This window comes from Lutispora saccharofermentans, assembly GCF_024363565.1.
Classification (GTDB): domain Bacteria; phylum Bacillota; class Clostridia; order Lutisporales; family Lutisporaceae; genus Lutispora; species Lutispora saccharofermentans.
This window is the reverse complement of record NZ_JAJEKE010000002.1, coordinates 308794-321200: the sequence shown is the minus strand read 5'-3', so window position 1 is coordinate 321200 and position 12407 is coordinate 308794. Positions and strand designations below refer to the sequence as shown.

Below are 12407 nucleotides of genomic sequence, written 5' to 3'. Positions count from 1 at the left end.
TTGGATACTGTGGATTTTTTTATCCTGTAGATTTGAAACTGCTAAAAATTTCAAAACAAAAAACCACGAGGACGGCCCCCGTGGTTTGTAATTTTTGCTTTCTATTATGAAGCGGTCTCCCTCTTCGGCTTTCCGCTTCTTTTATTCGGCTTTTTCGGTGTTTTTTTTGTACCCGGCTCCAGATATACCAGTTCCGGCTGCTTATGCTCCAATATGGTCTCCTTGGACACTATGCATTTATCTATGTCTTCCCTTGAGGGTATTTCATACATTACATTCAGCATGATGTCTTCGAGTATGGCTCTAAGGCCGCGCGCTCCTGTCTTCCTCTCCAATGCCAGCCTTGCGACCTCCTCCAAAGCTTCATCCTGGAATTCCAGGTCCACATTATCCATTTCAAACAGCTTTTCATATTGTTTCACAAGAGCATTCTTGGGCTCCTTCAGTATCTTGACCAGAGCGTCTTTATCAAGAGAGCTCAAGGTCACTATAATAGGAAGCCTGCCGACGAATTCAGGTATCAAGCCAAATTTCAACAGGTCTTCCGGAAGGACATTCTTGAGTATCTCTCCCACATCCTTGTTTTCCTTGGTTTGAATATCTGCAATAAAGCCCATGGATTTCTTACCTGTTCTGTTCATTATTATTTTGTCCAATCCGTCAAAGGCTCCGCCGCATATGAATAGTATATTTGTTGTGTCTATCTGAATGAATTCCTGATGGGGGTGCTTTCTTCCGCCCTGGGGCGGCACGCTGGCAACAGTTCCTTCCAATATCTTCAGAAGCGCCTGCTGCACACCTTCTCCGGATACATCCCTTGTAATTGAAGGGTTCTCAGATTTTCTGGCTATTTTATCTATCTCATCGATATATACTATGCCCTTTTCGGCTCTTTCAATATCATAGTCTGCGTTTTGAATAAGCTTGAGCAATATGTTTTCTACATCTTCGCCTACATAACCTGCTTCTGTGAGTGATGTGGCATCAGCTATGGCAAAGGGTACATTGAGCATTTTGGCCAAAGTCTGAGCTAACAGAGTCTTGCCGGAGCCTGTAGGCCCTACCAGAACTATATTGCTTTTTTGGAGCTCTACATCATCATATTTGTTATCAGAGTTAATCCTCTTATAGTGATTATAAACTGCTACAGCCATGGATTTTTTTGCATCATCCTGCCCTATGACATATTTATCGAGAAAGTCTTTTATATCCTTAGGCTTAGGTACATCCTTTACCTCCAGATCAACTTCGTCCTCAAATTCTTCATCTATTATTTCCTGGCAAAGCTCTATGCATTCATCGCAGATATAAACTCCCGGTCCTGCAATAAGGCGCCTTACCTGGTCCTGATTCTTACCGCAAAAGGAGCATTTGAGCTGTTTCTTATCCTCAAATTTGGCCATATATACACCTCTTTTTACTTTCTCTTTGATAGAATGTCGTCAATTATCCCGTAAGCCTTAGCCTCCTCCGATGACATGAAATAATCTCTCTCTACATCTCTTTCAACTTTCTCCAATGGTTGGCCGGTTTTCTCACTCAATATCTTGTTCAATGTTTTTTTAGTCCTGATCAATCTTTCAGCATGGATGATCACATCGGTAGCCTGCCCTCTGGCTCCGCCTAAGGGCTGATGTATCATGATCTCGCTGCTGGGCAGTGCAAATCTCTTGCCCTTTGCGCCTGCAGCCAATAAAAACGCACCCATGCTTGCGGCCATGCCTACGCATATGGTTGAAACATCAGGCTTGATAAACTGCATGGTATCATAAATAGCCATTCCTGAAGTTATTGAGCCGCCGGGGCTGTTGATATAAAGGTTAATATCCTTTTCAGGATCTTCTGCTTCCAAAAATAAGAGCTGGGCAACAATTAAGGATGCAGTCACATCAGTGACTTCATCACCCAGGAAAACTATCCTGTCTTTCAAAAGTCTCGAATAAATGTCATATGATCGTTCGCCTCTGTTGGTTTGTTCTACGACTATAGGCACTAAGCTCATAAACATCCTCCTCACTATTGTTAAATACTATTTGCTTGCGCTATTTTCTACTAGGAAGTCAATGGTTTTTTGTACTTCCAATCCGTCTTTGATATATTCAATATCTCTTTCCCTCAAGGATTTCTTAAACTTCTCAGGCTCCTGCTTATATTGCTCCGCTGTCTTTACAATTTCTGCTTCAAGCTCTTCCTCTGAAACTGATATGCTCTCTGCCTTTGTAACCGCTTCCAATACAAGCTGAGTCTTGACTCTGTCCAGTGCTGTTTCCTTATAGGATTGATGCAGTTCTTCATGGCCGATGTTCATATACTTCATGTATGAGTCTAAATCCAATCCCTGGTACCTGAGCTGGTAGTCAAAATCCCTTATCATTGATTCAACTTGATTATCTACCATCACCTGCGGGATATCCACTTCAGCATTTTCAACAACCTTTTTGATCACGTTATCTTCAAATTCATGCAAAGCCCTATGCTCTGCTTCTTCAGTCTTTTTCTTCTTTATGTCTTCCTTCAATTCATCCAAGGTGTTGAATTCGCTAACATCTTTAGCAAATTCGTCGTCTAAAGGCAGTAATTCCTTTTCCTTTATTTCTTTCACAGTAACCTTGAAAACAGCCGGCTTGCCTGCCAGTTCCTCGGCCCTGTAATCCTCGGGGAAGGTTACATTTACATCAACTTCATTGCCGATTGACGCGCCCACAAGCTGCTCTTCAAAGCCGGGTATGAACTGGCCGGAGCCTATCTCCAGCTTGTAATTTTCAGCTGTGCCGCCTTCAAACTGATTATCATCCACAAAGCCCTTGAAATCTATTGTGGTATTATCTCCCATCTTCACAGGCCTGTCAGTGATATCGATTATCCTTGCGTTCTTGTTTCTGAGAGCTTCCAATTCCTTAGAAACATCTTCATCTGTAACATTATACTCCTTTTTTTCTACTTCTATTCCCTTGTATTGTCCCAGTTTAACTTCAGGTTTTACTGTTACTTCTGCTTTAAATACTATTCCTTTTCCGCTCTCAATATCAACTATATCAATGGATGGCCTATCGACCGGATCCAGATTGTGCTCTTTCACTGCCTCTTCATAGGCTTCCGGACAAACCTCATTTATGGCATCTTCGTAAAATATTCCTTCACCATAATGTTTTTCAATAAGCTTTCTTGGGGCCTTTCCCTTTCTGAAACCGGGCAAATTGAACTTCTTCACATTTTTTATATATGCCTTTGCTATCCCTTCCTCCAGCTTTTCAGCAGAGACAGTGATTTCTAATGTAGCAACATTTTTTTCTAATTTTTCTAATTTAGAGTTCATCAATATCCTCCTCATATATCAAGTAATCTCAGCGGCTTTATCAGTATTCCCGCTTCCACGCGGGAATGAAGTCCAGCATTCCACTTTAACCACTTAATTATAACATACTGTAAATGCATATCAAGCATTTTTGCTATTTTTCTACTCTGTTTCTTCTATTATACTTTGCTTTATATAATTTTTTAAAAATCAGAGCACAGAGCACAGCTCCTCAATATTTATTTCTAATCCATAATTATTATCCCTAAGTATATTTTACTATAAATATCATAGTTTGTCCTACAAATATCCGATTTTATTTGCTGATCATCCTTTTTGCTCTGCTATTAATTTAATCTGTTGCACTAGCTGATAACAAGTATAAAGCTTCAAGGCTAAGACTTTGTAAGCTTATATAGGGCTGCGTCAAAACTTTTCCTATACTTCGCTAACAAACTTTAAGCCTCTTCACATTGAACGAGACTTCATTCAGTGGGGTTTCAACTCCACTGAATGTTAGTCGAGTCCATGCTGGACTTAGCCGCCCTTAGTACTAGCCACCTATAGAGGCGGTTTCTTAGGGCGGGTTAGTTCAGTGAAATACTTTTTTATCAACTGGCACAACGAGTTAATTTATTAAGCATTTATTGGTATAATATTTATTATAGTGATATTAACAATAGCTTTCATACCGGAGGTTAAATATGCAGGGAAAATATATCGATGGAGAACAAACAAATCCAATGATTTTTTACGGGGACAATGACAATGAAATGAATCCGGCAGAATATGGGGAGCATGAATATAGATACATGCCTGAGTATTCTCCGCCAAAGGCAACCCTCACCATATGTTTGATAATAATAAATGGGGCAGTATGGGCGGCAGTCATGGCATACTCATTTTTAAAGGGCATAGATTTCAATGAAGCGCTTTATATATTCGGTGCGAAAGAAAACCTCAGCATAATGGAGGGCCAATATTGGCGGTTTCTGACTCCCATATTTCTTCATGCCAGCTTTACCCATCTTCTGGTGAACAGCTATTCGCTGTATTGGGTGGGGAGTGTGACAGAGAAGCTGTACGGCCATATGAAATTCCTGGTTATTTATTTAGCCGCGGGAATATTCGGCAACATATTGAGCTTCATATTTTCCCCCAACCCCGGTGTAGGCGCATCCGGCTCCATATTCGGACTTCTCGGCGCGCTGCTTTATTTCGGAGTTGAGAATCCTGAATTATTCAGGAGATATTTCGGCCATAACATAATGATCACCATAGCTATCAATATCATATATGGCTTTATCCATCCGGGCATAGACAATTATGCTCATCTGGGAGGCCTGCTGGGAGGCTTTCTTACATCAGGTATAGTCAAGCTGAGAGGGACACATCGAAGATGGCTGAAAAGGCCTGTTTTTATCATATTGACATTATTGGTTCTCGGAGCTTCTTTGACCTATGGGTTCACCAATGCCCAAAATACCGTTATATTAAAGGTTGAACAATTGGATGGCCTGCTCCAAAAGGGATCATATAAGGAAGCCGATAAGATCGGCAAGGAAATATTATCTGCAAATCCAAAGGATGATTATATAAGGCTTCGCACCTTATGGGCGCTGGTAATATCGACAGCCTCTCAAAACAAATATTCCGAAGCCTTTGAATATGCAGATCAGATAATAGAGCTGGATGCACCGCGAGGGCGATATATGAAAGGCTTATTGTATGTGGATACGGGAAATATCAGTGCAGCAAAGAAGGAGCTGGAGGAGGCAAAGAAGCTGGAGCCCGGCTTGACAGATGCTGTTGATAAGGTACTGAAGGAGCTGTAAAAAGCCTGCTTATTTGCATAAGCAGGCGCAGTTTTTTCCTGATTTTTTTGCATCATACAGCGCTGTATCGGCACGCTTTATTGCTGCGTTATAATCAATATCGGAAGGTTCAAAGAATGAGATGCCTATGGAAACGGTAACGCCGTACCGTTCTTCACCCTGGCCGTATTCTGCTTGCTCAATAGTCTCCAGCAGCTTCTGCGTGAAGTCCATGACGTGCTCCTTCTTCATGCCTTCACAGATCAGCAGGAATTCCTCTCCGCCCCATCTATATAAGCTATCCGTACTTCTTATGTTGCTGTTTATTATTTTTGCAATATTGATGAGGACTGCGTCGCCTGCATCATGGCCATAAGTATCATTTATGCTCTTAAAGTTATCAACATCATATATTATTATCGCGTAGATGCTGCCATTGCGCTTAAAGCTGTCAAATATAGCCCCAAGCTTAGCCTGAGCCGCACGCCGGTTATATATCTTTATCAGGGGATCCAGGTTTATCTCTTCTTTCAAAGCTTTATTGGAGTTTTGATAATACCATTTTTCCAAGCGCGTCAGCCATAGATAACCGCTTATGAACATTAAAAATATTATCAGCAAGATGTAGAAAAACATATCGGTTATTACTTTTTGGCTATGGCTGCTCACTTTATTTATATAAGCCTTTATATCATCCACATGAATGCCCATGGCAATTATCCAATCGTATTCTTTATATAGCTTGGAATAGGTAAGCTTTTCCGATATTTCTTTGGAATTCATCCTTTTGAAATAGTATTTAAAAAAAATTTCTCCATTGTCTTTAACGCCTTCCAATTCCGTCAGATATGGCTTATTGCCTTTTATATCGCGTGTTTCTGTAGATAAATAGCTTCCCTCCGTATCCTTCAGATTTGGGTGTATCCTTCTGATGGCATAGTTCTCTCCACCGTTATAGTCAATGACCTCATTGACCCATATATAAGCATCATCTTCAAATGTGGAATTATGTATCACATATGCGATATGCTTTTTCGTGAGTTCATCTATAAAAGTCATGCGTATAGCGTAAAAGACCGTGTATATGCCATAGGTCTTCTCATAATAGAAAGGATTTTCCGACTTGATGCGCCCCAGCTTGTCCTTGATCAGAACCCCAGCATCCATAGGATGAGCCAGGCGCTCGTAAATGATCTCATTTTGTGAATTGTCTATGATGATAACTTCAAAGATTTCTCGCATATCATCTTGATTAAAATGATCAATAGCCAGATCCGGAAACTTATCCGGATCCAGCTTATAGTACTCGTGAAAAGCTTTTGAAGCATTATCTGCTAATAAGGCATACTGATTTATATTCTGCTCTCGGGCTTGCTCAATGAGAGAGATAACATTATTTACCGTATCCTTGAGAAAACCCTTTTTTAAACTGTAAATGTTCTCCTGAACATTTTTCTCATATATGCTTTCTACATTTTTTATGGAATAAACAAAGATGAAGATGCTGATGGAGCATATAATAATTATAAACAATAATATATATATGTAGAATTTTTTTCTGATGCTATCCATGGAACACCTCTATAACCTAAAAGCCTTTAAATCCATTATAGCATCAATGAGCAATAATTACCACTGACATAGGTATATAGTCCTATCTTTTCTTAATATACTGCAGCTTCGGTTATGGCAAAGCGGATATCGCTGCAGTCTATACATGCTTCGGCACCTATAGGTACCGTGATATTGGGCGTGCAGTGACCGATCTTGTAACCCGATAATATAGGCTTTCCGCAAGGTACCACGATATCTTCTATGATTTCTTCTATAGCAAGGCTTTCCTTGCCCTCCTCAGGGACGCAACCCGCCCAATCGCCGATCACAATCCCTGCCGCATCCTTGAATTTCCCTCCGAGCTTAAGCTGCAGCAGCATTCTGTCAATTTTATATGGCCTTTCCTCCACTTCTTCAATGAGAAGGATCTTGCCCTTTGTATCTATCTCATAAGGAGTACCCATCGTATCGGCAAGAAGGGATAGATTTCCTCCCACCAGCTTACCTGAAGCACATCCTCCATTATACGCCTTTATGGGGATATCGGGAGGATTTATTATTTCCCCCAACGGTTCCGCTTTCATCAGGGCCCTATCCATATAGTCACGGCTTAAGCTGTCCAGATTTTTTTTAGCATATCCGGCTACCATGGGGCCGTGAAAGGTTATAAGATCTGTTTTTTGATAAAAAGCAGTATGCAGCGCAGTTATATCGCTAAATCCAATAAATATTTTAGGGTTATTCCTTATCAATTCGTAATCCAGCTTATCCAAAAGCCTCATGGAGCCGTAACCGCCCCTGATACAAAAAACAGCGTCAACTTCTTTATCGCCGAACATGGAATTTATATCGTAGGCTCTCAACTCATCGCTGCCTGAGAGGTATCCTCTTTCGCCGAATATGGATTCACCCCATTTTACTCTATATCCCATAGCTATGACCCAATCTATGCAAGCTTGGGCTTTGCTGCGTCCAACAGGACTGGATGGGGCAATCAAGCCTATGGTGTCTCCCTTTTTTAACGGCTTCGGCTTCATTATTCTTCACTCCAGTCCAGGCTGTTCAATACTTCAAGGCAGTTGCATTTAGGATTCTCAGCCGTCTCCAGTGCAGTTGTGAGGCCGCAAGGTCCTACTACTCCTTTCGTGTTCCTGCATATACTTGCAAAAACATCAAAGGCTGCATCCAGATCCTTTTTATCCATGGCCAACAATCCTTTAAATATATCAGAATTCTTGAAGTAAAGCCTTTTCGTATGGTTCAGGACTTCAATTCCTTTTTCTGTTATATCAACCTTCACTACCCTCTTGTCTATCTGGTCGATCTGCTTTCTTAACAGATCTTCCTTATCCATTCTATTGACCAATTCAGTGACTGTTGACATATGCCATAGACCCCTTTCGGCAATCTGAGACATTGTAGCCTGACCGCCTTCTTTCAAAATAATGAGAAGCTTTGCCTGAGGGTAAGTCAATCCCCCAAGCTGGACTATTTTCTCCCAATCATCTATGACGCATTTATTCGTAGCAAGATAAACATAGTTCAGCTTATGCAAGCTGATCAAAGCATCCTCTTTATTCATCCTCCCACCCCCCTAATAATTATTTTGTACACTTATATAATACATCATTAGTTTGTTATTTATCAAGCAATTTTACAAGATAATTAAAAATTCTTGCATACTCTTGGTATTAAAAGTATAAAGACGGTTAAGGCATAACAAGGGCTTCGGATCTTGTTATGCCTTAACCGTATACGTTTTTAGCCCAAATCTTACAATTTTAGCCTACTGCTTTTCGGGTGTTATCCTTTTAACAATTTCATTAAGCTCATCTTCAAAGCCTTCGACCGGTTTTCCATTCCTTACGTCATTGGATATTTTGTCGATCCTTTGTATAAAATCAGCATCTGCACTGACATAAACCGTCTTTATATTCCGATCTGTATTTCTTACCGTGTCTGCTGCTTGTTTCTTGATGTTTTGTATCTTTGAAGTATTATCTATACTGCTATTTATATCAATATTAATTCCTATATAAGCTGCATCTCCGCTGATAACCGCAGCAGCACTCCTTATTCCGGGTATCCTTTGCACTGCTTTTGCCAGGTTGTCTGCGTCTGTTGCCGGAGTTCCTAATTCGGGGCTATAGCTTTTTCCGGGACTGATGCCGCTGCCCGGAGCAGGATTCGGAACCCTCCGTATAGCACATCCCGAGAAAGCTGCAGCAATGCAAAGTATCAAACATACCGTCAAAGCTTTGGCTTCAAAAGTCTTCATATATTCCACCCCTTAAATTTTCAAGCTGCTTTGTTCAGCTTTATTTTTTGCTTGGGAGTAAAATATATGAATGCAATATATTGATAAAATGTTAATATCTCTATTTTTTGATTCTCAGCACAAGCTTGTCCCCCATGATTATGTAAAATTTATCAAAATATATGGTGCTTATATCCGCATTGCTGTCTAAAATATATGTGAGACAGCCGCCGTCACAGCTTAAAGCCCTTGCGCCGCCGGACATTATTATGCTTTCGGCTTCTGTAAGCGTAAACTCTGTTGATGCAGCTATGAACTCCCCTATGCTCATGATGCTGCCCGATATCATTCTTATTTCTTTAGTCGGTGCGGTTTTGACAAAATTCTTGATATATTCTATATAAGCGAGCTCGCTTTTCTCTTTTCCATGAAGCTTGCTCACTATTATCTTTGCCAGGACTTCCTTTGCAGTCTGTATGTTTACCAGTCCATCCTTTATTCCTTTTTCCAGCGTTGATGCAGTAGAAGGCGTTATTTCCGTCAATAGTTTATACCACATGAGGACATGCTGTTCTTCGAGCTTTGCAATCTTTTCATATATGATCAGAGGATCTTGGCTTATAGAAAAGATATCACCCTTAGGAAGGGCATAGGTAGTCATAAATGCTTCAGATTCCATGCCTTTAGCTTCCATCATACGCCTGCACATATACAAATTATCCAGCTGGTCCTCTCTCCCCAATTCCATATCGGGACCCATCTGCAAAGAGTCTATACCCATTATAAGAGGGTACATCAGCTCAGCATAGGATATGCTTTCCTTTTTATCCAGCTTATTTTTAAAGTCTTCTCGATTCAAAGTATGAGCTATATCTATTTCCTTTGCTATTTCCACAAGATCCGGAAGCTTCAATTCATTAAGCCATGCACTGTTAAATATGGTATCCGTTTTTCCAAGCTCAATAAATTGGGACAGGTCTTTTTTCAGTGTCTTGACATTTGCCTCGATCTTCTTTCGATTTAGTTTCTTTTGATTGATTGTTATGTCTGACGGATCTCCGATCAATGCTGTAAAATCCCCTATTAAAAACACCACTTTATATCCCATCCTCTGAAGCTTGCTCAAAAGAACAATGGGAGGCATGCGATCCATCATAACATTGGTCTTCATAGGGTCTATTCCGAATTTTACGGTCAAGGGCTTTTTGTTTTGCTTTGCTTGGGGCAATCTTTCAACTATGCTTTCCTCAGGATATACATGAGAGCAAGCCAATTTTATTATCTCCATTTGCTCTTCAGCTTCAAGTTGGCTTAAGTTTCTTTTAAAATCTGAACATTCTTTTTCCAGCTCTGCAATAAAGCTCATCACATCAAACATTTTCTACCCCCCGTTTTAATCTGGCATCTATTAGCGCATCATCCTTACTCTTCTTCGTTGCCGGGATAATCTAAATCATCATCATTCATATCGATGCTCTCTAATATTTCTTTAGCCTGTTTGTAGTCTTCGGGCTTTACAAATATATCCACGCCCAAAGCCGTGCCCATTATCACTTTCATATATCCTTTAGTGCCCTTATACCTTTTTATTGATGCTATGCCATAGTCCTTCAGGAGCCCTTCTACTATATCCGCTTCTATGTCATTGTATACCTGTACAAGATGGACCAGATCCATAAAATCTCCTCCAAAAATCAATTTTGATTCATTTGTTGTGCTGACTGATAACGATTGCACTCTTTTATCAGTCAGGACAACAAGCTAAACTATATCATTTAATTAAGTTCCATTCACACTTGAAAGCAGCTGTTGCCTATAAATTCCCTAAGTATGGAATTATTCGGTATACATTTGGAATCCGAAGGCAGCAAGTAGTCTAAAAACTTCATCAGCCGCTTTGCTTCTACATATTCTACCATTGACTTATCTATCTTTTCCAGAAGCGGCATCGCTATGTTCTTTAATACGCTGAGCTCATATACCAGAGATGAATTGAACATTATATCGGCTGCCTCCTGGTATGGGTAAATATATTTGTCCTCCCCGTTTCTCACAGAGTCCCATCTTTTTATGGTTGTGAGTGCATCCGTCGAACGGAATTGATAATCTCTCACCATTCTTCGGATCAGCCTCAAGTCGGAAGTAGGCACTCTGTTATGATTATCCACATTGAGATGTGTAAGAGGACTGATATATATTTTATACTTCTTGCTTGCATCAATGCCCTGAGTAAGCTTTTGGTTCAAGCCGTGTATACCTTCCACAAGTATTATATGCTCTTCGGATATCTTAAGTCTCCTGCCCCTCCATTCCCTGTTTCCCGTATGGAAGTTAAAATAAGGCAGCTCAATTTCCTCACCTGCTATAAGCTTATTGATCAGCTCATTGAACAAGTCGATATCTATTGCATCAATGGTCTCAAAATCATATTCCCCTTCAGGGGTCTTAGGCGTATCGTCCCTGTTCTTAAAAAAGTCATCTATAGATATGGCTACTGTTTTGAGACCGTTCACCCTGATCTGTATGGACAGCCTTTGGGTAAAGGTGGTCTTGCCTGATGAGGACGGTCCCGATATGAGCACCAGCTTTTTCTTTTCTTTGGAAGAACATATTTTATCCGCAATTTCTGCCAGTTTTTTTTCATGAAAAGCCTCCGCTATCCAAATAAGCTCTTTTATATCGCCTTTTAAAATATAGTCATTGAGCTGGCTTATATTCCCTATTCCCATTATCTTTCCCCACTCTTCAAATTCCCGGTATATATTGAAGAGCTTTGGCTGGTCAAAAAACTCAGGTATTTCATGAGGGTTCTCCCTTGTGGGGAAGCGCAGCACGATCCCCGGCGGATAGCATAAAAGCTCAAATTTATCCAGATAGCCTGTAGAAGGCACCAGATAGCCATAGAAATAATCATAATATCCCATGCAGCTGTATATATTTATCGAATCTTTATTCCTGTGCGCTAAAAGCTCCAATTTATCATATTGCTCTCTTTCCATAAAAAGCTTTTCTGCATCTTTTTTGGAATATTTCTTCTTTACAAAAGGTATATCTTTATGTGCAATCTCTCTCATTTTTTCTTCTATCTTCTTTACCCGGCTTCCATCCAAAGAGCCCGCATTATGTATTTCACAATATAAGCTCTTGCTGAGAGAATGCTCTACGGTAACCTTGCAGCCCTTTAAAACTTCTTTGGCAGCAATTATGAACAAAAAGGCCAGACTTCTGGTATAAAATCTATTTCCATAAGAAGAAGCAATATCCACAAACTCCACATCTGCATCTTCCTCCAGGGTATAGTCCAATTCTCTCAGGTTATTGTCAACAATCGCCCCTACAATTTTATATTCAAGCTTATGCTGGATTTCCTTCGCAATTTCCAATAGTTTTATGGATTTGGGATATTGACGGGTTTGATGATCATTCAATGTGACCTTAATCATTTCTCCCATATTCTTCAGCCCCTTTTAATTATTTTGCTATATAT

General features: G+C 40.2%; 11 protein-coding genes. 1 reads left to right on the top strand and 10 read right to left on the bottom strand.

The features are described 5' to 3' along the window. Positions 1 to 104 precede the first annotated feature (104 nt). From clpX to tig, 3 genes are read right to left on the bottom strand one after another with little or no spacing between them, the layout of a single operon-like run. The gene (gene clpX, locus LJD61_RS04355) at positions 105 to 1403 is read right to left on the bottom strand and encodes an ATP-dependent protease ATP-binding subunit ClpX (protein ID WP_255226288.1); all 1299 of its coding nucleotides are present in this window, start codon (positions 1401 to 1403) and stop codon (positions 105 to 107) included. A 14-nt stretch (positions 1404 to 1417) separates the two neighbouring features. Then, positions 1418 to 2002 carry an ATP-dependent Clp endopeptidase proteolytic subunit ClpP gene (gene clpP / locus LJD61_RS04350; RefSeq protein ID WP_255226287.1) on the bottom strand — a complete coding sequence of 195 codons (585 nt, stop codon included), beginning with the start codon at positions 2000 to 2002 and terminating at the stop codon, positions 1418 to 1420. A 27-nt stretch (positions 2003 to 2029) separates the two neighbouring features. After that, the gene (tig, locus tag LJD61_RS04345) at positions 2030 to 3316 is read right to left on the bottom strand and encodes a trigger factor (RefSeq protein ID WP_255226286.1); all 1287 of its coding nucleotides are present in this window, start codon (positions 3314 to 3316) and stop codon (positions 2030 to 2032) included. Positions 3317 to 3999: 683 nt separating this feature from the next. Between tig and LJD61_RS04340 the strand changes: the two genes are divergently transcribed. Further along, on the top strand, positions 4000 to 5130 hold the full coding sequence (locus LJD61_RS04340; protein ID WP_255226285.1) for a rhomboid family intramembrane serine protease: 1131 nt from the start codon (positions 4000 to 4002) through the stop codon (positions 5128 to 5130). A gap of 9 nt (positions 5131 to 5139) precedes the next feature. Here LJD61_RS04340 and LJD61_RS04335 read toward each other — a convergent pair whose 3' ends face one another. From LJD61_RS04335 to LJD61_RS04305, 7 genes are all read right to left on the bottom strand, one after another. Continuing rightward, positions 5140 to 6681 (bottom strand): diguanylate cyclase, encoded by a 1542-nt coding sequence (locus LJD61_RS04335; RefSeq protein WP_255226284.1) that lies wholly within the window; start codon positions 6679 to 6681, stop codon positions 5140 to 5142. Positions 6682 to 6773: 92 nt separating this feature from the next. Further along, entirely contained in the window at positions 6774 to 7700 is a 927-nt protein-coding gene (locus LJD61_RS04330) for a S66 peptidase family protein (protein WP_303740649.1), read from the bottom strand. Beyond that, on the bottom strand, positions 7700 to 8245 hold the full coding sequence (locus tag LJD61_RS04325; protein ID WP_255226283.1) for a MarR family winged helix-turn-helix transcriptional regulator: 546 nt from the start codon (positions 8243 to 8245) through the stop codon (positions 7700 to 7702). The genes LJD61_RS04330 and LJD61_RS04325 overlap by 1 nt, the downstream gene beginning before the upstream one ends. 204 nt (positions 8246 to 8449) lie before the next feature. Beyond that, positions 8450 to 8941 carry a YhcN/YlaJ family sporulation lipoprotein gene (locus tag LJD61_RS04320; protein WP_255226282.1) on the bottom strand — a complete coding sequence of 164 codons (492 nt, stop codon included), beginning with the start codon at positions 8939 to 8941 and terminating at the stop codon, positions 8450 to 8452. A gap of 100 nt (positions 8942 to 9041) precedes the next feature. Beyond that, the gene (gene tyrS, locus LJD61_RS04315) at positions 9042 to 10298 is read right to left on the bottom strand and encodes a tyrosine--tRNA ligase (RefSeq protein WP_255226281.1); all 1257 of its coding nucleotides are present in this window, start codon (positions 10296 to 10298) and stop codon (positions 9042 to 9044) included. A gap of 44 nt (positions 10299 to 10342) precedes the next feature. Then, positions 10343 to 10597, bottom strand: a complete 255-nt coding sequence (locus LJD61_RS04310; RefSeq protein WP_255226280.1) for a putative signal transducing protein — start codon at positions 10595 to 10597, stop codon at positions 10343 to 10345. 113 nt (positions 10598 to 10710) lie between these two features. Beyond that, a complete protein-coding gene (locus LJD61_RS04305) occupies positions 10711 to 12372 on the bottom strand; it encodes a nucleoside kinase (protein WP_255226279.1) in 1662 nt (553 codons plus the stop codon). Positions 12373 to 12407 lie beyond the last annotated feature (35 nt).

Excerpts from the sequence above, each read along its gene's own strand:
- LJD61_RS04325 (WP_255226283.1), bottom strand. The coding sequence starts at position 8,245 with ATGAATAAAGAGGATGCTTTGATCAGCTTGCATAAGCTGAACTATGTT.
- LJD61_RS04310 (WP_255226280.1), bottom strand. The coding sequence starts at position 10,597 with ATGGATCTGGTCCATCTTGTACAGGTATACAATGACATAGAAGCGGAT.
- LJD61_RS04335 (WP_255226284.1), bottom strand. The coding sequence starts at position 6,681 with ATGGATAGCATCAGAAAAAAATTCTACATATATATATTATTGTTTATA.
- tyrS (WP_255226281.1), bottom strand. The coding sequence starts at position 10,298 with ATGTTTGATGTGATGAGCTTTATTGCAGAGCTGGAAAAAGAATGTTCA.
- LJD61_RS04320 (WP_255226282.1), bottom strand. The coding sequence starts at position 8,941 with ATGAAGACTTTTGAAGCCAAAGCTTTGACGGTATGTTTGATACTTTGC.
- LJD61_RS04330 (WP_303740649.1), bottom strand. The coding sequence starts at position 7,700 with ATGAAGCCGAAGCCGTTAAAAAAGGGAGACACCATAGGCTTGATTGCC.
- clpX (WP_255226288.1), bottom strand. The coding sequence starts at position 1,403 with ATGGCCAAATTTGAGGATAAGAAACAGCTCAAATGCTCCTTTTGCGGT.
- tig (WP_255226286.1), bottom strand. The coding sequence starts at position 3,316 with ATGAACTCTAAATTAGAAAAATTAGAAAAAAATGTTGCTACATTAGAA.
- clpP (WP_255226287.1), bottom strand. The coding sequence starts at position 2,002 with ATGAGCTTAGTGCCTATAGTCGTAGAACAAACCAACAGAGGCGAACGA.
- LJD61_RS04305 (WP_255226279.1), bottom strand. The coding sequence starts at position 12,372 with ATGGGAGAAATGATTAAGGTCACATTGAATGATCATCAAACCCGTCAA.
- LJD61_RS04340 (WP_255226285.1), top strand. The coding sequence starts at position 4,000 with ATGCAGGGAAAATATATCGATGGAGAACAAACAAATCCAATGATTTTT.